Genomic DNA, 19,522 nt, shown 5'->3' with positions numbered 1-19,522 from the left:
GGGTTTCCAGACTACGTCGCCCCGCCGACACCCGCCGACCGGCGCCCGTTCCCCCGGTTCAGCGCCCCGTGCCGGGCGGCGGGCCGAGGGCGCGGTTGGCCACGGCGAACGCGGCGAAGTCGGCGTACTGCGTGCGCGGAGTGGCCCAGCTGGGGTCGCCGCCGCCGAAGAACGTCGAGAAGAAGACGCCCGCGATGCGCAGCTCGTCGGTGGTCCGGAACACCAGGCCGTCGCTGTGCAGCACCCGGCGGCCGTCGACGTGGACGGTCACCGAGCCGTCGGAGTGCCCGGACCGGTTGAGTGTCACGGCCTGTTCCACGCACGCCCAGCGGCCGACCGGCCAGGACCAGGAGCCGCGGCCCAGCGAGGTGCCGTGCACCTTCGAGGTGGGCAGGTACGCGTACACCTCGCCGCGGCCGCCGGAGCGCCACATGTAGCGGGTGGACAGCCCGTCGGCGCCGTCGGGGATGCGGCCGCCGCTGGTGGCCGTCCCGCCGTACAGGCCGGGCAGTTTGCCTCCTTTCACGAAGTCGAAGCCCGCGGGGAAGCGCAGGCAGTACCGCAGGTGCAGCCGGTCGACCGGCCCGGTGCGCAGCGGCAGGTAGAGCTGGGTGCCGCCCTCGGGCCGGTCGTAGGTGCGCGCCACCGTCGGGCTGGCCGAGCCGGCCGGGTAGCGCACCCGCAGCACCGGCCCGGGCCCCGGGCCGCCGCCGGGCAGCAGCTCGGCGCGGTCGAGGCCGAACGAACCGGCGCGGCGGGCGCTGACCTGCGCGCCGAAGAACCCGGCCACGGCGCCCGGGCCGCCGGTGGGCCGCGGGCCCGACGGGGTGCCGGGCGACGGCGTACCGGGCGACGGTGTGCGGTCGTCCGCGTCGTCGTCCTCGTCGTGCTTCGAGCCGGAGGAACAGCCGACGAGGACCGCCCCGGCCGCGGCGGCTCCCGCCACCATGAACTGGCGCCTGCGCATGGCTCTTCCTCCTTGGCTCGCTGCGTACCGCGTCACGCCGTGTTGCGGACGTGGCGTGCGACCTTCGGCGGCGCGGTCCTGCGGTGCCGGACCTGGTGGACGGTCTGCAGCAGGGCCGCGAGACCGAGTGCGACCAGCGCCGCGAGGCCGAGCCAGGGGAAGGGCGGCAGGCTGACCTCGGTGGCACCGTGCCGGTGCACCGCGCCGTCCCCGGCGAGCGCGACGGGCGCCCGCACCCGGGAGTCGGTCAGGTCGAGCCGGGCGCCCGCCTCGGCGTCGACGCCCTTGCGCCGCGCCAGCACGTCCAGGCCGACGGCGGTCACCCGCGTCCGTGGGGCGAGGTGCACTCCGCGGCGGGCCCCGCCGACGGTGAGCCGGTCCAGGCTGGCCGGCCCGCGCAGGTCGACGGCGGTGAGCGCGCCGGTGACCGAGGTGCCGCTGACCCGCAGGCCCGGGGACGCGGAGGACAGGCCCTTGCGGGACGCGCCGCCGATCCGCACCCCGGACAGGGACACGCCGCGGGTGGTCCCGGAGGCGGTGATCCCGAACTGCCGCGCACGGATGTCCAGGTCGCGCAGCGCGACCTGCCCGGCCTCGCCGCGGACGGCGACTCCGGTGACGGAGTCGCGCAGGACGGTGCCGTCGACGAGGACCTGCGATCCGGCAACCTCGATGCCGCGTGCGAAAGCGGTCACCTCGCCGCCGCGGACGGTCACGCCGCCGATGCCCGCGGCCAGCGACATCCCCGTACCGCTGCCGTCGCCGGCCAGGTCCGGCCTGCTCACCGTCACCCGGGAACCCGCGCCGAGCACGGCGAGCGCGGTCGGCGTCACGCGCACCACGGGCCGCCGTACGGTGCAGGAGGCGCAGGACATCAGCCGGATGCCGCCGCCCTCGTCGCCGTACGAGACCGGATCGGTCAGGGTGAGGCGGCGCTGGGGCGTGGCCCGGATGCCCGCGCCCCGGTTGGCGGTGGTGGTGACGTCGGCCAGCACGCGGCCGTCGGTCCCGCCCACGACGACGCCGTGCCGCCGGCTGGTCCCGGCGGACAGCCGGCGCACCGTGGTGCCGCGGTCCCCGTTCAGGACGACGCCGTCCTCGGCCGACCCCGCCACGGTGACCCGGTCGAGCCGGACGCCGTGGGCGCCGGTCAGACGCAGCCCGGTCCGGTTGCCGCGGAACGTCGAGGCGACCGCGCGGCCGGTGCTGCCCCGGCCCCAGGTGACTCCGGACTCCCCGCCCGGGGCGGCGCCGGGGCGGCCGAACCCGGTGACGGTCGAGCGCACGACGTCCATCCGGCCGCCCGCGCCCATCGCGAGGTACGGCCGCCCGGCGGTGGAGTCCGCCGCCGGACCGCCGCCGGTGCCCGCGGCCACCGAGCGGAGCGTGGCGCCCTCCAGGTCGAGGACGGCGCGGGACCCCTTGATCCAGGTGCCGGCGGCGGCGGTCCGTCCGGCGGTCAGCAGGACGGTGCCGTCGGCGGGCCCGATCTGCAGGGCGCTGCCCGGCGCGAGCAGGATCGCCGAGAGCACCCGCATCGTGGGGCGCCTGCCCGGTTCGTACGTGACCCAGCCGCGCCCTGCGTTCGCCGAGAGCCAGCCGGGGGTGACGGTGCCGGGGCCCGGATACAGCCGGCGCACCACCTTCCCGTGCCGGACCAGGGCGACGGTGCCGGGCCGCAGCACGATCAGCCGGTCCGGCCGGCCGTTGCGCCGCCAGGCCGCGACGTCCGGGTCACGGTCCGACCGGGCACCGGGCTGCGAGACCCGGTCCGGGGCCGGTTCCGCCGGGGGCAGGGTCGGGGCCAGGGTCGGAGGCAGCGTCGGGGCCAGGGTCGGAGGCGCCGGTTCCGGGGCCGAGGTCGGGGGCGCCGGAGCCGACGTCGGGGCAGCCGGAGGCGAGGTCGGTTTCACCGGAGGCGAGGTCGGAACCGCAGGAGCCGACGTGGGAACCGGCGGAGCCGACGTCGGTTCGGGTGGAGCCGAGGTCGGCTCCGGCGGAGGCAAGGTCGGCTCCGGCGGAGGCGAGGTCGGTTCCACCGGAGGCGAGGTCGGTTCCACCGGTGGCGAGGTCGGAGGCTCCGGAGCCGAGGTCGGTTCCGCAGGCGGGGACGTCGGCTCCACCGGCGCCGACGTCGGCTCCGTCGGAGGCGACGTCTCCGCGGGCGGCGGTGCGGTCGCGGCGGCAGCCCCCGGCCCCGGCGGTGTCGCAGCCGGAACCGCCACCGCCTGAACCGTCAGCAGGGCGGCGGCCACGGCCCCGAGCACCGCACCCCGCACGGCCGCGCCTGCGCGGCCGGTACGGGGGCGGACGGATCCGGGCATCAGGCGGCCGCCTCCGCCCCGGAGGACGGCTCGGCCGGTTCGAGGGCCGGAGCCGTGCGGACCACGACACCGTTCTCCACCGAGACCTGCCGGGTGAGCCAGCGCTGCCGGCGGACGGTGGCCAGGGCGCAGATCTTGATCACGGCCATCAGGAACGACATCACCACGAATCCGGGGACCAGGAGGACCGACGTGGGCCGCCGCACGAGGTGCGGCAGCATCTTCATCGACCGGCTGACCCACCACCAGGCGGCCAGACAGGCGACGAAGAACCAGTCCTGGCGGACGATCGCGTACGTCATGAAGCACGGCGACAGCAGCAGGGTGAAGCTGCTGACGCCTTTGTCGATCATGGTGTAGGCGAGGAACGGGTGCCGCCAGACCCAGCGGCGGGACAGCGCTCTGAGATCGGAGCGCCAGGTGTTGCGGGCCCAGCGCAGCCGCTGCTTGCAGAAGACCCGCAGGCTGCCCGGGAACGTCGACCAGACCCGGGCGGAGCGCTGCATGTAGGTGCGGTGCCCGCGCTCCAGGATCAGCGTGGTCAGGCGCTTGTCGTCGCCGGACATGCACGGCACCCCCATGAACGTCTCGCTCATGAAGTCGTCGGACACCTCCAGGAGCAGGGCCCGGCGGTAGACGGCGGTACGTCCCGACAGGCAGGAGACCGCGCGGCCCAGCACGGTCTGCGCCGCGTTCTCGTCGAAGTACCGGTAGTCCAGGAACATGTCGTTGACCCGCTGCAGGAAGCCGCGCGGGTTGTAGACGTTCTGCCGGGTGCCGACGCCGCCGACGCGCGGGTCGGCGAACGGCTTGCGGACCTCGGCCGCCACGTCCTCGGCCCAGATCGTGTCGGAGTCGACCAGCGCGACCAGCTCCGATCTGCAGACCTCCCAGCCCCGGCGCAGGGCGTCACGCTTGCCGGGGACGTCGGTGACGACGACGGTGACCGGGTAGCGCTCCGCGACCCGGCGGCAGACGTCGTCGGTGACGTCGATGACGAGGACCACTTCGTCGACCTCGTTCGCCAGCCAGGACTCGATGGCGAGGCCCAGGATCTCCGGGTCCTCCTGGTAGACGGGGACGACGACGCCCAGCGAGGCGCGAAAGCCGCCCCGCGCCGGCCGGTACAGGGCCGCCGGGATCCGCCGCACCAGCCAGGAGGCCCAGCGGACCAGGCCGATCAGGCCCAGCGGCAGGTAGACGAGGTAGTAGCGGAGGTCGCCGAAGGCGCTTTCGAAGAATCTGCTCATGGTCGGTCCGTCCTCGTGGCCGTACCTGCGGTGAGCGTGGGCATGCCCGCGCGGGGGCCGTCAGGGCCGGCCGGCGCCGGAGGCGGCCAGTGCGTCGGCCTCCCCGGTCTGCCCGGCGAGCGTCTCGTTGACCTTGACGACCGCCGAGAGCAGCGGCATGTCCACCCCGATCGCATCGGCGAGGCCGAGGAACCCGCGGGTGTCCTTGGGCAGGCAGACACCGCCGTACGGGCTGCCGCCGCGGATGCCGTAGTACGGGTTGTAGGACGCCTCGGCGGAGCGGGCCACGGTCTGCGCGATCGGGTCCAGATCGAGGCCGAGGGACTGGCTGACCAGCCACATCTCGTTCCAGAAGCTGATCTTCGTGGCGTTGTAGATGTTGTGGGCGCACTTCACGAACTCGGCCTCGGCCGGGTCGGTGAAGAAGCGGGTCTCCCCGCCGAAGGGGGCCAGCAGCGCGGCGAGCCGCTCCCGGGTGCGCGCGCTGCGGGAGGCGATCACCGTCATCCACGGGTGGCGGAAGTCCTCGACGGCGGAGGCGGCGCGCAGGAACTCGGGGTTGCCGGCGAGGGTGAAGTCCTCGCCGAGCGTGCGGCCGGAGTACTTCTCCAGGAGCGGTTTCACCAGGCCCTCGGCGGTGCCGGGCGGCACGGTCGAGCGGACGACGACGACGTGGGACGCGGTGGCGTCGGCCAGGGCGCGGCCCACCGAGGCGGTGCCGTCCTCGAAGGCGGACAGGTCGTAGCCGTGCCCCGTGCTCGGCGTGGGCAGGGTGAGGAAGATGAACGCTTCGGGCGCCCCCCGCAGGTCGAGCGCCTCATGGGCGTCGAGTCCCTCGGAACGCAGCTGGTCCAGGCGCTGGCGTGCGATGTCGACGAAGGTCACTTCGTGCCCGGCACGAAGCAGTCCCTTTCCGGTGGCGGTGCCGACGACGCCGGAACCGACGATGAAGATCCTTGACATAGTGAGTTCGTCTCCCGGTCGGATGCGGGTGCCCCCTGGCACCCGCATGCGGAAACGTCACAGGGAATGCGCTCACGGCCGGCCGGAAAGGGCCGAGCAGAACCGGTGAGGACCGGAGAGAACCGGCCCGCGAGCACAGAAAGAAGAAGTGCTGGTGCGGACGCGAAAGCGACGGCTCAGCGCCGGTCCGCTCTCGGCTCGTCCGCTGCGCGTGCTCTCGTTCCCCCGGATTCCCGCAGCTCGAGGCCGACGTTGTCGGCGGCGCGGTCGACCGCGGCCGAAGACGAGAGCACTCCCCCTCAACCCCCCTGAATTACATGAACGTTGAACGCCCTTGGGCGTTCGCCCCCTCCATGTCAGACGTTAGGGCCTGAACGCCCCGACAGGCCAGAAGAATTGAAATATGGCTACTAATTGCGCATGTCCGAAAAACGGGCGGTTTCCCGTCAGCAGGGGTTTTCTCCGGCAGAACGAATCTGCGGGACGGAAAAACGGCTCCCGACGCACGGTGTGTGCGTCGGGAGCCGTCCCCCGGGTGAGAATCGCGTCATTCCGTCGCGATCGCGTTCAGCACGTTCATCCGCCCGGCCCGGAACGCCGGGATCAGCGCCGCGAACAGGCCCACGAAGGCCGAGGCGACGAAGACCGAGATGATCGTCGGCCACGGGATCTCCAGGACGCCCAGGCCTTCCAGGGCCAGCAGCTTCTGGGCCGTCGCGCCCCAGCCCATCCCGAGCCCCAGGCCGAGCAGGGCGCCGAAGAGGGCGATGACCACGGACTCCAGGCGGATCATGCGGCGCAGCTGGCGGCGCGAGAGGCCGATGGCACGCATCAGGCCGATCTCCCGGGTCCGCTCGACCACCGACAGGGCCAGGGTGTTCACCACGCCGAGGACGGCCACGATGATCGCGAGGGCGAGCAGCCCGTAGATCATGTTGAGGAGCTGGCCGATCTGGTCCTTGAGGGTCTGTTTGTAGTCGGTCTGGTCCTTGACCTTGACGGTCGGGTCGGCGGCGACGGACTTCTTGAGCGCCGCGTACGCCTGGTCGGCCTTCCCGTCGGCGGCCTTGGCGAACATCATGCCGTTCAGCGGGACGCGGTCCTTCGGCAGGTACCGGGTCGCGGTCGCGATGTCGGTGTACATCGCGCCCTTGTCGAACACGGTGTCGTCGGACGTGATCGCCGCGAGCTTCAGCTTCGCGGTCCGCCCGTGGTCGAAGGCGACGGTCATCGTGTCGCCGACATTGAGGCCGTGCTTCTCGGCGAACTCGGAGCCGACCGACATGGCGTTCTTCCCGTACGCCGCCGTCAGCTCGCCGGAGGTGGCCTCGCGCCGCAGGTCCTGGGCGTAGGACGGGCTGGCCGCGACCAGTTCTTCCTCCTCCTTCTCGCCGTCGGGCGTGGTCAGCGTCGTCTTGACGTACTTGACCTCGGTGACGTGCTCGACGTCCCCGGTCGCCGTGACCTTCTTCAGGGCGGCGGCGGCCTGCGGCGTGATGGCGCCGTTGCCGGGCTCGACGATGAAGTCCGCGCCGACCGACTTGTCGAGCTGGTCGGTGGCCGAGGCGACCATCGAGGCGCCGACGACGGACAGGCAGGCGACGAGCGCGAGGCCGATCATCAGGGCCGCGCCGGTGGCGCCGGTGCGGCGCGGGTTGCGCAGTGCGTTGCGCTCGGCCATCCGCCCGACCGGTCCGAAGAAGCGGAGCAGGACGGCGCTGATGACGCGCACCACGACGCCCGCGAGCAGCGGCCCGATCACCACGAACCCGATGAGCGAGCCGACGATCCCGGCGCCCAGCCACAGCGAGCCCTCGCTCGCCTTGTCGGCCTGCGCGGCGAGGTAGAGCGCGTAGCCGCCGCCCGCCGTGAGGACGGTGCCGATGGCGGCGCGGACGGCACCCGCCTTGACGTCGGCGGGGGTGCCCGCGTCGCGCAGGGCGGCCATCGGGGAGACCTTGCCGGCCCGTCGTGCGGGCAGATACGCGGCGAGGACGGTGACGACGATGCCGAGGAGCAGGCCGATCGCGGGCGTCGTCCACTTCACGGTGAGGTCGTCGGTGGACAGGTCCATGCCCGCGGCCGACATCATCTTCATCAGGCCGATCGCGAGCCCGACCCCGGCGGCCACGCCGACGACGGAGCCGACGACGCCGAGCAGCAGGGCCTCGACGAGGACGGAGCGGTTGACCTGCTTGCGCGAGGAGCCGATCGCCCGCATCAGGCCGATCTCGCGGGTGCGCTGCGCGACGAGCATCGAGAACGTGTTGATGATCAGGAAGATGCCGACGAGGAAGGCGATCCCGGCGAAGCCGAGCAGCGCGTACTTGATGACGTCCATGAAGGAGCCGACGTCGGCGGCGTTGGCGTCCGCGGCCTCCTGCTGCGTCTGGATCTTGTACGGGGTACCGAGGGTGTCGGCGACGTTCCGCTTGAGCTGCGCGTCGCTGACGCCACTGGCGGCGGCGACGTTGATCTGCGTGAACTGCCCTGTCCTGCCGATGAGTTCGCGCTGGGCGGTCGCGGTGTCGAGGTAGATGACGGCCGCGCCCGGGTTGGTGACCTTGAAGGCGGCGATGCCGACGATCTTCGCCTTGAAGTCACCGGTGGCGGCGATCGTGCGCAGCTCGTCGCCCCTCTTCAGGTGGTGCTTCTTCGCCGTGTCGGAGTCGACCATCACCTCGGTCGGGCCGCGCGGCGCGTGGCCCGAGATGATCTCCATGGAGCGGAGGTCGTTCTTGGTCCAGTTGCCGGCGATGGTCGGGGCGCCGTTCTCGGAGCCCATGTTCTTGTTGTCGGCGTTCACGACGGTCACGTTCATCGAACTGACCGCGCCCTCGGCCGACTTGACGCCTGCGGCCGTGCGGACGGTGTCCAGGGTGGACGCGGGCAGCGACTCGGGCCGTCCGGTCGCGCTGCCCTCGGCCTCGGAGTCCTTGGGCGAGACCGTGACGTCGGAGGCGGTGGCCGTGAAGAGCTTGTCGAAGGTCTTGTCCATCGTGTCGGTGAACACGAGCGTCCCGCAGACGAACGCGACGGACAGCAGCACGGCGACCGCGGAGAGGGCCATGCGGCCCTTGTGCGCGAAGAAGTTGCGCAGGGACGTCTTCATGACGGTGTTGGCGCTCATGACGTGCGGCCCCGCGAGTCGAAGTGCTTCATCCGGTCCAGGACGGCGTCGGCGGTCGGGCGGAGCATCTCGTCGACGATGCGGCCGTCGGCCAGGTACAGGACGCGGTCGGCGTACGAGGCGGCGACCGGGTCGTGCGTGACCATGACGATCGTCTGGCCGAGCTCGTCGACGGAGCGGCGCAGGAAGCCGAGGACCTCCGCGCCCGCGCGGGAGTCGAGGTTGCCGGTCGGCTCGTCACCGAAGATGATCTCGGGCCGGGCGGCCAGCGCGCGTGCCACGGCGACGCGCTGCTGCTGTCCGCCGGAGAGCTGGGTGGGCCGGTGCTTGAGCCGTCCGGCGAGACCGACGGTCTCCACGACCTGGTTCAGCCACGCCCGGTCCGGCTTGCGCCCCGCGATGTCCATCGGGAGCGTGATGTTCTCCAGGGCGTTCAGGGTCGGCAGCAGGTTGAACGCCTGGAAGATGAACCCGATCCGGTCCCGGCGCAGTTGCGTGAGCTTCTTGTCCTTGAGGCCGGTGATCTCGGTCTCGTCCAGGTGGATCTGGCCGGAGGTCACGGTGTCGAGCCCGGCGAGGCAGTGCATGAGCGTCGACTTGCCGGAGCCCGACGGGCCCATGATCGCGGTGAACTGCCCGCGGACGATGTCCACGTCGACCTGGTCGAGCGCGACGACGCGGGTCTCCCCCGACCCGTACGCCTTCACGACCTGCCGCGCCCGCGCGGCAACGGCCGAACGCTCTCCAGTGCCCCCGGTCCTGGGAATGGTCACAGCCGATGTCACGGTCATTCTCCTATGTCGGTCACGCGGATCCACAGCTGTCCGCGCTGCGCGTTCAAGTCTGGTGATGCGGGGCCCCGGGCGCGCTGGTGGAAGTCACCGTCTTTCCCGGGGGAAAACCCCACCCCTCGAAGGTAGGAAGAACCCCCCGCACCCCTCGTCCTCCAGGGGGAGGAACCGCCCCCGGTCCGTTGTACGGAGGTCCCCCTAGGGGAGGTCCACCCCTTGGTGGAGGCCTACTCAGGGTCGCCTCCACCCGCATAAGCTCCTGTCCGGAGATACGTGCAGGGGGAACATATGCAGGGGAAGAAGACCGCGGTGGTCGCCGCGCTCATGCTGTGCATGGCACTGGCCGCGCTCGACTCCACCATCGTCTCCACGGCGGTCCCGCAGATCGTCGGCGAACTCGGCGGGTTCTCCGTCTTCTCCTGGCTGTTCTCCGGCTATCTGCTCGCGGTCACGGTGACCCTGCCCGTGTACGGCAAGCTGTCGGACACCGTCGGCCGCAAGCCCGTCCTGATCGCGGGCAGCGTGCTGTTCCTGGTGGGCTCGGTGCTGTGCGCGTCCGCGTGGAACATGGGCTCCCTGATCGCCTTCCGGGTGGTGCAGGGGCTCGGCGGCGGCGCGATCCAGGGCACGGTGCAGACGCTCGCCGCCGATCTGTACCCGCTGAAGGAACGCCCCAGGATCCAGGCCAGGTTGTCGACGGTGTGGGCCACGTCGTCGGTCCTCGGCCCGGCGCTCGGCGGGCTGCTCGCCAGTTACGCGGGCTGGCGCTGGATCTTCCTCATCAACCTGCCGATCGGCGCCGTCGCGCTGCTGCTCGTCGTCCGCCATCTGCACGAGCCGCGCCGCGAGCGCGGCCCGCGTCCCCGGATCGACTGGGCGGGCGCGCTCGCCGTGTTCGCGGCCGGCGGGGTGCTGCTGACCTGGCTGGTGCAGGGCGGCGTGGTCTGGGAGTGGGCGTCGACGCCCTCGATCGCCCTTCTCTGTACGGGAGTCGCGCTGATCGGCGGGGTCGTGGCCGTCGAGCGGCGGGCCCCCGAACCGATCCTGCCGGGCTGGGTGTGGCGGCGGCGCACCATCGCCGCGGTCAATCTCGCGCTCGGCGCGATGGGCCTGCTGATGGTGGCGCCGACCACGTTCCTGCCGACGTACGCGCAGTCGGTGCTCGGTCTGTCCCCCACCGCGGCGGGCTTCGTGCTGTCGGTGATGACGCTGAGCTGGCCGGTGTCGGCGGCGCTGAGCCAGCACGTGTACCGCAGGATCGGCTTCCGCGACACGGCCGCGCTCGGCATGACGGCGGCCCTGGTGATCCTCGCCGTGTTCCCGCTGCTGCCCTTCCCGGGCGCGGTCTGGCAGCCCACCCTGCTCAGCCTGCTGCTCGGCGCGGCCCTCGGCCTGTTCCAGCTCCCGCTCATCGTGGGCGTGCAGTCCACGGTCGGCTGGGCCGAGCGCGGCACGGCGACCGCCTCGATCCTCTTCTACCGGCAGATCGGGCAGACGGTCGGCGCGGCCGTCTTCGGCGCCGTCGCCAACGGGGTGATCTCCGCCCGTCTGGGCAGCGGCACCGACCTCGACTCGGTGGCCCGCGACCCCGGCGCGGACGGGGTGCGCCGGGCGGTCGACGCGGCCGTCGACTCCGTCTACATCGGGGCGGCCTGCGCGGCCGCGCTCGCCCTCCTCGTCCTTCTGCTGCTGGCGCCCCGCCGCTTCCCGGTCCTGGACCCCGCGCAGAAGGACGCCGCGGAAGACCAGTCATCCGCGGCACAACTTCCCCACCAGCAACGCTCACCTCAGGTACAAGAAAACCCGCGACGTACCGACTGACGAGTTCGCGCAAACCCTCGCCGAACTCCCCTACCTACGAGTAACGTTCCGGCTCCCCACGCACTCCCTGCGGTCCGCCCGTCCCCGGCGGACCCGAGCCACGCAAGGAGAACGGGATGCCGCACCCCTCCCACCCCTCCCACGCCTACCGCTCACCGACCCACCGCGCCCCGGCCCACCGCCTCCCCCGTCACCCCGATCTGCCGCCGCCCGGCGGGCCGAGCGCCGAACTGCGGCTGCTGCGCACGGCGTACCGCTGGCAGCGCCGCGTCGCCACGCTGACCGCGCTCGGCTACTTCACGCTCTTCCTGCTGCTGTCGGCCTTCGCCCCGTCCGTGATGAACCGCTCGGCCGGCGGCGGCCTCTCCACCGGCATGCTCATCGGCCTGTGCCAGATCCCCGTCACCGGCGTCGCGTTGCTGCTGTACGAGTACACGGCCCGGCACCGCGTCGACCCGCTCGCCCACCGGCTGCGCCGGCAGGGCCGCGGTCCGCAGGGCGGCCGGCGATGACCGGCCTCTCCTCGGAGTCGATGTCGCTGGTGGCGTTCACCGCGGTCGCGACCGTCACCCTGCTGCTGTGCATCATGACCGGGCCCGACCGCGACGACCTGGAGGAGTTCTACACCGGCTTCGGCCGCCTGACGCCGATGCGCAACGGCCTGGCCGTCGCGGGCGACTACATCTCCGCGGCGACGGTGCTCGGCACCGGCGGCGTCATCGCGCTGATGGGCTACGACGGGGTCGTCCTGGCCCTGAGCACGGCGCTCAGCCTGCTGCTGCTGATGTTCCTGCTGGCCGAACCGCTGCGCAACGCGGGCCGGTTCACGCTGGGCGACGCGCTGGCCCGCCGGATGCCGGGCAGAGCGGTGCGGATCGCGGCCTGCGGCACGACCCTGACGGCGCTCACCCCGCTCATGCTCGTCCAACTGGCGGGCGCCGGGGACCTGATGGCGTTCCTGCTCGGGTTCACCAGCGAGGGCTTCAAGACCGGCTGCGTGATCGCCCTGGGCGCCCTGATGATCAGCTACGCGGCGATCGGCGGCATGAAGGGCACGGCCGTCATCCAGATCGTGAAGATCGTGATGCTGCTCGGCTCGGGCGCCGTGGTCGCGGCCCTGATCCTGCACCGATTCGACTGGAACCCCGGCACGCTGCTCGCGACGGCGGCGCGGCGGAGCGGGGAGGGGCGCGCCTATCTGAGCGCGGGCCTGGAGTTCGCGGGCGGCCCCAACCCCCGTATGGACATGATCAGTTCACAGCTGACGGTGGTCCTCGGCGCGGCCTGCCTGCCGCACGTGACGATGCGCATGTACACGGCGCGGCACGCCCGCGAGGTGCGGCGCTCGATGTCCTGGGCGGTGTCGTCGGTGGGCGTCTTCGCGCTGATCATCTCCGTCGTCGGCATCGGCGCGACGGCCCTCGTGGGGCGTACGACGATCGCGGCGGCGGACGCGCAGGGCAACACGGCGTATCTGCTGGGCGCGCGGGCGGCGTTCGGCCCGACGACGTCCACCACCGAGTCGCTGGTGTTCACCACGGTCACGACCGCCCTGTTCCTCACGCTGCTGGCGTCGGTGGCGGGCATGATCCTGGCCTGCGCGAACTCGCTGGCGCACGACGTGTTCGCGTACGGCAGACCGAAGCTGACCAGGCGCGGGGAGCTGAAGACGGCGCGGGTGGCGGCGCTCGCGGTCGGGGTGCCCGCGATCCTCCTGGCCACCCTGGTCCAGCACCGCAACCTGCAGCCGCTGGTCACGCTCTCCTTCTGCCTGGGCGCGTCGGCCCTGGCGCCCGCCCTGGTCTACAGCCTCTTCTGGCGCCGCTACACGCGGGCCGGCCTGATGTGGACGCTGCTGGGCGGTACGGCGGCGTGCCTGATCCTGATGACGGGCACCAACCTGGTGTCGGGCTCCCCCACGTCGGCCTTCCCCGGCCGGGACTTCAACTGGTTCCCGTTCACCACGACGGGCCTGGTCTCCATCCCGCTCGGTTTCCTCTTCGGCTGGCTCGGCACGGTGCTGACGTCGCCCCGCCGGGCGGCGGAGCAGCGGCGGCAGTACGAGGCGGTGGAGGAGTGGATCCTGGCCGGTGCCGTACGCCAGGAAGGCGCGCGGCGGTCCCGGGACCTCGGCACGGGCCGGTGACGACGTGCGCCGAGCCTGCTGACCTGCTCGGGTGCGGTCGGGGAGTTCACTTGCCGAGCCGCTCGGCCGCGGCCGCCCGCCGCGCGAACACCTCGTCCCGCAGCTCCGCCATCTCCCGCAGGGCGTCCCGGCGTTCGCGCTTGCCGAGCCGGTCGATGTAGAGGCGGCCGTGCAGATGGTCCGTCTCGTGCTGGAGGCAGCGGGCGAAGTAGCCGCGGCCCTCGACGACCACCTCGCGGCCGTCCTTGTCCCGGCCCCGGACGACCGCGTGATCGGCGCGCGCCAGCATCTTGTGCGGGCCGGGGACCGACAGGCAGCCCTCCGGCTCCTCGACGAGCCGGCGCCCGGCGAGGGGCTCCTCGTCCAGCACCGGGTTCGCGATGTGGCCGACGTGCCGCACGCCCCAGTCGTCCTCCATGTCCCACACGAACACCTGCAGGTCCACACCGACCTGGTTCGCGGCGATGCCCGCGCCGTGCGCCACATGGTTCGTGGCGAACATGTCGTCGATCAGCCGGGCCAGTCCGGGCGTGCCGAAGTCCGCGTCGGCGACCGGCGCGCAGCGGCGGTGCAGCACCTCCTCACCGACCACCGTGATGCGCCGCACCGCGCCCCGCTCGACCTCCGGCAGCAGTCCCTCGCCCATCGCCCGCCAACTCCTCGTCGCCTGCCGACACTTGACCAATCTCTTTGCAAAGTAGCATCCTTTGCAAAGTGACCGAGGAAGATCTGACCGAAGAGACCACGGGCCGGGCCGCCCGCCCGCTCCCCGACCATCCCGTCCGCGTCGCCCTGCTCGACCTGCTGGCCGAGCTCGGCACCGTCACGTCCTCGCAGGCGGCGACCCGTCTCGGGTACAGCTCGGGGCTGTGCTCGTTCCATCTGCGCCAGCTCGCCCGGCACGGACTCATCGAGGAGGCCTCGCACAGCGGCGGGCGGGTGCGGCCGTGGCGGCTGCGCTGGGACGACCCTCGGCAGTCGGTCCGTGTCACCGAGCGGACCCTCGACGCCGTACTGCATCTGACCCCCGGCGAGGCCGACGAACTGGCGCGACGGATCGCGGAGTTGACCGCGCCCTATGAGCGGCGCCGGCACCATCCGGCGGGCGCGGTCCCGGTGTCGGCCGTCACCCGGCTGCGCCCCCTGCCGCCCGGCGGGACACCGGCCTGAGCGGTTCCGGCGCCGCGGGCACGCAGGGCACGAGAACGATCCGCTCCCTGGTCGACCGGAGCGCGGCGGAGGTGGAGCGGCGGATCGACGAGCTCACCGGGCCGCTGACGCCGGACGAGCGCGACCGGCTCCGCGCCCCGGCGGCAAAGGTGCGCGCACCGGGCGCTTCCGCCGACGCATGAGCCCCTCCGGCGACCGAGGAGCGGGGCCCGGGGCGGAGCCCCGCGACCCGAACGACTACTCCGCCGCGGCCCGCCCGGTCAGGGCCGCCAGCGAACTCCGCACATGGTCCATATGGGCCCGCACCTCGTCCCAGGCCTCCCCGTGCTCCCGCAGCACCCGCTCGGTCTCCCGCGCGGCCCGCTCCTCCCGGGCCCGGGCCTGCGCCAGCAGCTCCGCCGCGGTCGCCTCGGCGTCCTCCTGCCCGTGCCGGGCCGCCTCCTGCGCCTCGGCGAACGCCCGCTTCGCCTCGGACAGCCGCTCCTCGGCCGCGGCGACGGCGGCCGCCTCCCGCTCGTCCGCGGCGGACTCCCGCTCGGCGGCCTCCCGCTCGAACGCCTCGATCCGCTCGGCGTGCTCCTTGGCCTGCCCCGCGAGGGTCTCCTCACCGTGGCGCCGCGTCTCGCGCAGCGCCGCGAGCGACTCGCCCCGCGCCTCCTTCACGTCGCGCCGCGCGGCGACCCGGATCTCGTCGGCGGCGGCCCGCGCCTCGTCCTCCCGGCGCCGGGCCCGCTCCTCGGCCTCGTCGCGCACCTCGTCGGCGTACGCCTGCGCGGCCTCCCGCGCCGCACGCCCCGCCGCCTCGGCGGCCTCGTTCGCGGCGTGGGCGTCGTTCGCCGCCGCGTGCCGCACGGCGGCGACCTCCTCCTCGGCCAGCTCCAGCAAGTACTGCGCCCGCCGGCCGAGCGTCTCGTACGTCTGCGGGGCGAGCCGGGCGACGGCCTCGCGCAGCCGCTCGGCCTCCGCCTCCATGTCCTTGGCGAGGACGGTCAGCCGCGCGGCCCGTTCCCACGCGTCGTCGCGGGCCCCGGACAGGTCCGCCGCGAGGGCCTCCACCTGCTCGGGGCGGTAACCACGGCCTCGTACGACGACGAAACCGTGCGGCGACGCCGATGCACCTGCACCGCTCATCTGGAACCCCTCTCCAACCCGACGACGACAAACACGACGTGCGACGTGCGCCGTGCGAGGCGCGACGTACTGCGCGATTGGCGCACATCTTTCTCGATCAAGCGGAAGCGTCCATAACGCGACACACGTGACACACCGCCCGGCCTACTCGGTCAAGGATGCGTCAATTGCTGTCGAAAGTCGGAATCGCGGTGTCGTCGCGCAGTGCCGCGAAGAGCTGCTCGGCCTCGTCGGGGTCCCACTCCACGACGTCCCCGACCCCGGGCACGTACGGCTCGCTCGCCACCGGCACCGTCGCCGTCCCGGACAGACCGGCCGCCTTCCGGCCCATCGCGGCCAGCGCGCCGACCCCGGTCCCGGTGTCGACGGTGAGCGCGTCGAGCGAGGCGCTCAGGAACGGGATCAGCCGCCAGGGCGGGACCAGCACGGCCGGGCTCAGCGCCTCGTCGGCGATCGCGTCGACCAGCTGCCGCTGGCGCTCGACCCGGCCGAGGTCGCCCCGCGGGTCGGAGTAGCGGGCCCGCGCGTACTGCAGGGCCTGGACACCGTCCATGTGCTGGCAGCCCGCGTCGAAGTCGGCCCCGGACTTCTCGTCGTGCAGGCCGCCGTCCGGTACGCACAGCGTGACGCCGCCGAGCGCGTCGACGACGTTCACCAGGCCCAGGAAGTCGATCTCCGCGTAGTGGTCGAGGCGCAGCCCCGTCGCCTGCTCGACGGTCCGTGTGAGCAGCTCGGCGCCGCCCAGCGCGTACGCCGCGTTGATCTTGTTCTTGCCGTGGCCGGGGATCGGCACGTACGAGTCGCGCGGAACGGAGATCAGATACGGCCCGGCGGCCCCGTAGTGCAGGACCATGATCGTGTCGGTGTTCAGGCCCTGGTCGTTGCCGACGTGGAGTTCCTTGCGCTGTTCGGGCGTCAGGTGCGCGCGCGAGTCCGAGCCGACGAGCAGCCAGTCCGTGCCCCGGCCTGCCGTCGGACGGCCCTCGTATCCGGTGAACGCGCCGGTGGTCTGCAGCCGTGAACCCGCCCAGAAGTACAGGCCCGTGCCGTACCCGACGAGCACCAGGAGGACCACGAGCAGGGTCAGCAGGACGCGCCGCGGCCAGCGCCGCCGCCGCGCCGCCTTCGCCTGTGCCCGGGTGCCCGCCATGAGCGCATGATCGGGGCGCCCGACCGATACCGCAGGTCGAGCGCCCCGATGGCACGCGTCTCTACGCGGCTACAGCAGCCCGTCCCACATCTGCTCCAGCAGCACCGACCACCAGGTCTCGGGCGAGCCGAGCGCCGCCGGGTCGATCGCGTTCAGCTGTGCCTGGAAGTCGACGGTCCAGCGGCCCGCCTGCTCCTGGTTCAGGCCGTAGCGCAGCCGCCACATCCGGCCGAGCAGGGCGAGCGAGCGCGCGAACTCGGGCAGCCCGCTGTTCACGAACTGCGGCGGCACCGGGGCGCCGCCCGGACCCCCCTCGACCGGCACGGCCACGATGTGCGCCGTCCCGTACTGGACGCAGACCGCCTTGCCGAAGTCGCTGCCCATCACGAGGTACGAGCCCGCGTCCGAGGACGGCTGCACCCCGCGCTCCTGCGCGAGCTCGGCCAGCGTCGGCACCGGGCGGCCCGGCTGGGCCTGCGCCCAGAAGAACGGCCCGAAGTCGGCGGGCAGCCCGGCCACGACGAGCGTGTGCGCCACGACGTCCGGGACGCCCTGCCGCGACACGGCCCGCTGGTCGAACCGGAACACCCCGGGCCCGAACGCGGCGGCCAGCTCCTGCGCGATGCCCTCCGGCGGGACCGGCGGCGCGGGCTGCGCGGGCGGCAGCGGCGCACGGACCGGCGCCGGGCGCGCGGGCCCGTCGGCGACCTGGTGCAGCTCGCCCTGGTGCGCGATGAGTTGCTGCATGCCCTGCTGGCGGGACGCGTGATCGGTGCCGTACGGCGCGATCGACGTGATCCGTGCCTGCGGCCACTGCTCCTGGATCATGCGGGAGCAGTAGGCGCCCGGCAGCGCGCAGGACTCCAGCTCCGTGTGGAGTTCGAGGACCTGGTCCGGCGGGATGTTCATGCCGCGCAGCTCGTGGAAGATCTGCCACTCCGGGTGCGGCACACCGGGCGCGGAGCGCCGGATGAGCTGCTGCTCGGAGCCGTCGGGCGCGCGGTAGCGCAGCACGGCCTGGTAGCCGGGGCCGACGGTCGGCTGACCGGCCGGCTGCGGATAGCCGTACGCGGCCGGGGGCGGACCACCCGGGATCTGCTGCCCCGGCATGGGCGGGGGCATCGCGCCGGGCCGCGGGGGCGGCGGACCGGCGGGACCCTGCGGACCCTGGGCCGGGCCGGGGCCCGCGAGCATCGTCGCGGCGTGGTGGACGCCACCGGGCGGCGGAGGGGTGCTGCCGGGCGGCCGCGGCGCGGCGGGCGGCTTGGGCGCGGCGGGCGCGCCGGGAGCCCCCGGGGCACCGGGCGGGCCGGGCGGCGGCGGGGCCTGCCCACCGGGACCACCGGGACCGCCGACCGGCGGCCCGGACAGCATCGTCGCGGCGTGGTGCACAGCGTCACCACCGGGCGGCTGCGGCGCACCGGGAGCACCGGGAGCACCGGGCGGCTGCGGCGCGCCGGGAGCCCCGGGAGCACCCGGGACCTGCGGCTGCCCGTCGGGCCCGAGCGACGACACCATCTGCGTCGGGACATAACCGCCCGCGGGCGCACCGGGCGCACCAGGCGCACCGGGAGCCCCCGGCGGTGGCGGGGTGTGCCCGGCACCGCCGCGCTGCGGTCCCTGGGCCTTGCTGGTCGCGACGTCCGCGATGTCCCCGGCACCGGGAGCGGGCGGCGGAGTGCCCGGACCGCCCTGCGGGTACTGCGGCGCACCCGGCGGAGGCGTGCCCGGCACCGCCGAACCCGGCACCGGCGGCGGCAACGGCGCACCGGCCGAACCCACCGGAGGCGGCGGCGTAGTGGGCCCCGCGGGCGCGGCCGGACCACCCTGCGGATAGCCGTACTGCGGCGCACCCGGCGGAGGCGTCCCCGGCACCGCCGAACCCGGCACCGGCGGCGGCAACGGCGCACCGGCCGAACCCACCGGAGGCGGCGGCATGTCGGGCCCCGCGGGCGCGGCCGGGCCGCCCTGCGGATAGCCGTACTGCGGCGCGGGGGGCTCGTCCAGCGCGGGCGACACCGTCGTCGACGGCAGCTGGCTGCCGCCCGAGATCAGGGCCGTCTTCGCGTCCGCGGGGACACCGGGGCGCGGCTCGTCCTCCGACAGCGGCGGCGAGAACACCGTGTCGGGCAGCGGCACCGAACGGTCCTCCTCGTCACCCGCGCCGTTCGTGTCCGTACCGGCCCACGGCGTCGCGCCCACCGGCGCGGCCGGCGGGGCGTCCTGCGGCTCGTCGGCCGGCTCCGGCGCCGCGGCAGCCGGCGACGCGGCCGAGGACGACGGACGACGGTCGGGGATGCCCAGCTTGTCCGCCGCTTCCTGCAGCCACTCCGGCGGACTCAGCAGGAAGGACGTCTGGTTCAGATCCACCCGCTCGGGCGGCTGCGGCGCCGCCGGCTCGGCGGGCCCGTCCGGCAGCCCGTACTCCTCCTCGTACCGCCGGATCACCTCGCCCACGGGCAGCGACGGCCACAGCGTGGCCTCACCGCTGTCCCGCGCGATCACCAGCCGCTGGCGGCCGCCGTCGGACACCGGACCGGCCTCCCGGTCCTCCGCCCACACCACGAAACCGAGCTCGAACTCCCGCACCCGCACCTCACGGTGCTGGTAGCCGGGCACATCGCCGTTGATCCATTCCTCGGCGCGCTCCTGCGCCTGCGCGAACGTCACCATCGGACC

At 73.5% G+C, this 19,522-nt stretch carries 15 protein-coding genes; 5 read left to right on the top strand and 10 right to left on the bottom strand.

The features are described 5' to 3' along the window. Nucleotides 1-58: 58 nt before the first annotated feature. Nucleotides 59-967, bottom strand: a complete 909-nt coding sequence (locus ACVHNB_RS03215; protein WP_428952946.1) for a polysaccharide lyase — start codon at nucleotides 965-967, stop codon at nucleotides 59-61. 32 nt (nucleotides 968-999) lie between these two features. Then, on the bottom strand, nucleotides 1,000-2,880 hold the full coding sequence (locus ACVHNB_RS03210; RefSeq protein ID WP_456227372.1) for a right-handed parallel beta-helix repeat-containing protein: 1,881 nt from the start codon (nucleotides 2,878-2,880) through the stop codon (nucleotides 1,000-1,002). Nucleotides 2,881-2,911: 31 nt separating this feature from the next. On the opposite strand from ACVHNB_RS03210, the gene ACVHNB_RS03205 reads away from it, so the two are divergent. Next, nucleotides 2,912-3,199 (top strand): hypothetical protein, encoded by a 288-nt coding sequence (locus ACVHNB_RS03205; protein WP_456227371.1) that lies wholly within the window; start codon nucleotides 2,912-2,914, stop codon nucleotides 3,197-3,199. Nucleotides 3,200-3,290: 91 nt separating this feature from the next. On the opposite strand, the gene ACVHNB_RS03200 is transcribed toward ACVHNB_RS03205, so the two are convergent. From ACVHNB_RS03200 to ACVHNB_RS03185, 4 genes are all read right to left on the bottom strand, one after another. Continuing rightward, complete coding sequence (locus tag ACVHNB_RS03200) at nucleotides 3,291-4,541, bottom strand: glycosyltransferase (RefSeq protein ID WP_428952949.1); 1,251 nt, start codon at nucleotides 4,539-4,541, stop codon at nucleotides 3,291-3,293. Between the two features lie 60 nt (nucleotides 4,542-4,601). Next, nucleotides 4,602-5,504 carry a 2-dehydropantoate 2-reductase N-terminal domain-containing protein gene (locus tag ACVHNB_RS03195; protein ID WP_428952950.1) on the bottom strand — a complete coding sequence of 301 codons (903 nt, stop codon included), beginning with the start codon at nucleotides 5,502-5,504 and terminating at the stop codon, nucleotides 4,602-4,604. Between the two features lie 547 nt (nucleotides 5,505-6,051). Continuing rightward, nucleotides 6,052-8,634 (bottom strand): ABC transporter permease, encoded by a 2,583-nt coding sequence (locus tag ACVHNB_RS03190; RefSeq protein ID WP_428952951.1) that lies wholly within the window; start codon nucleotides 8,632-8,634, stop codon nucleotides 6,052-6,054. Continuing rightward, nucleotides 8,631-9,419, bottom strand: a complete 789-nt coding sequence (locus ACVHNB_RS03185) for an ABC transporter ATP-binding protein (protein WP_428952952.1) — start codon at nucleotides 9,417-9,419, stop codon at nucleotides 8,631-8,633. The genes ACVHNB_RS03190 and ACVHNB_RS03185 overlap by 4 nt, the downstream gene beginning before the upstream one ends. A gap of 294 nt (nucleotides 9,420-9,713) precedes the next feature. Between ACVHNB_RS03185 and ACVHNB_RS03180 the strand changes: the two genes are divergently transcribed. From ACVHNB_RS03180 to ACVHNB_RS03170, 3 genes are all read left to right on the top strand, one after another. Further along, nucleotides 9,714-11,246 (top strand): MDR family MFS transporter, encoded by a 1,533-nt coding sequence (locus tag ACVHNB_RS03180; protein ID WP_428952953.1) that lies wholly within the window; start codon nucleotides 9,714-9,716, stop codon nucleotides 11,244-11,246. A 116-nt stretch (nucleotides 11,247-11,362) separates the two neighbouring features. Then, nucleotides 11,363-11,758 carry a DUF485 domain-containing protein gene (locus ACVHNB_RS03175; protein ID WP_428952954.1) on the top strand — a complete coding sequence of 132 codons (396 nt, stop codon included), beginning with the start codon at nucleotides 11,363-11,365 and terminating at the stop codon, nucleotides 11,756-11,758. After that, complete coding sequence (locus ACVHNB_RS03170) at nucleotides 11,755-13,392, top strand: sodium/solute symporter (RefSeq protein ID WP_428952955.1); 1,638 nt, start codon at nucleotides 11,755-11,757, stop codon at nucleotides 13,390-13,392. The genes ACVHNB_RS03175 and ACVHNB_RS03170 overlap by 4 nt, the downstream gene beginning before the upstream one ends. A 46-nt stretch (nucleotides 13,393-13,438) precedes the next feature. On the opposite strand, the gene def is transcribed toward ACVHNB_RS03170, so the two are convergent. Continuing rightward, a complete protein-coding gene (gene def / locus ACVHNB_RS03165) occupies nucleotides 13,439-14,038 on the bottom strand; it encodes a peptide deformylase (protein ID WP_456227370.1) in 600 nt (199 codons plus the stop codon). A 68-nt stretch (nucleotides 14,039-14,106) separates the two neighbouring features. Between def and ACVHNB_RS03160 the strand changes: the two genes are divergently transcribed. Then, nucleotides 14,107-14,562, top strand: coding sequence for a helix-turn-helix domain-containing protein (locus tag ACVHNB_RS03160; protein ID WP_456227369.1), 456 nt, complete (start codon nucleotides 14,107-14,109; stop codon nucleotides 14,560-14,562). A gap of 237 nt (nucleotides 14,563-14,799) precedes the next feature. On the opposite strand, the gene ACVHNB_RS03155 is transcribed toward ACVHNB_RS03160, so the two are convergent. From ACVHNB_RS03155 to ACVHNB_RS03145, 3 genes are all read right to left on the bottom strand, one after another. Beyond that, nucleotides 14,800-15,693: a cellulose-binding protein gene (locus ACVHNB_RS03155; protein WP_428952958.1), complete on the bottom strand. Its 894-nt coding sequence runs from the start codon at nucleotides 15,691-15,693 to the stop codon at nucleotides 14,800-14,802. Between the two features lie 163 nt (nucleotides 15,694-15,856). Further along, complete coding sequence (locus ACVHNB_RS03150; RefSeq protein WP_428952959.1) at nucleotides 15,857-16,843, bottom strand: LCP family protein; 987 nt, start codon at nucleotides 16,841-16,843, stop codon at nucleotides 15,857-15,859. A 69-nt stretch (nucleotides 16,844-16,912) separates the two neighbouring features. Further along, nucleotides 16,913-19,516, bottom strand: coding sequence for an SUKH-4 family immunity protein (locus ACVHNB_RS03145; RefSeq protein WP_456227368.1), 2,604 nt, complete (start codon nucleotides 19,514-19,516; stop codon nucleotides 16,913-16,915). Nucleotides 19,517-19,522 lie beyond the last annotated feature (6 nt).

The sequence above is a fragment of the Streptomyces sp. YJ-C3 genome (genome assembly GCF_053891275.1).
Note: the sequence above shows the minus strand (reverse complement) of the source record. Positions and strands in the feature narration are given on the sequence as shown.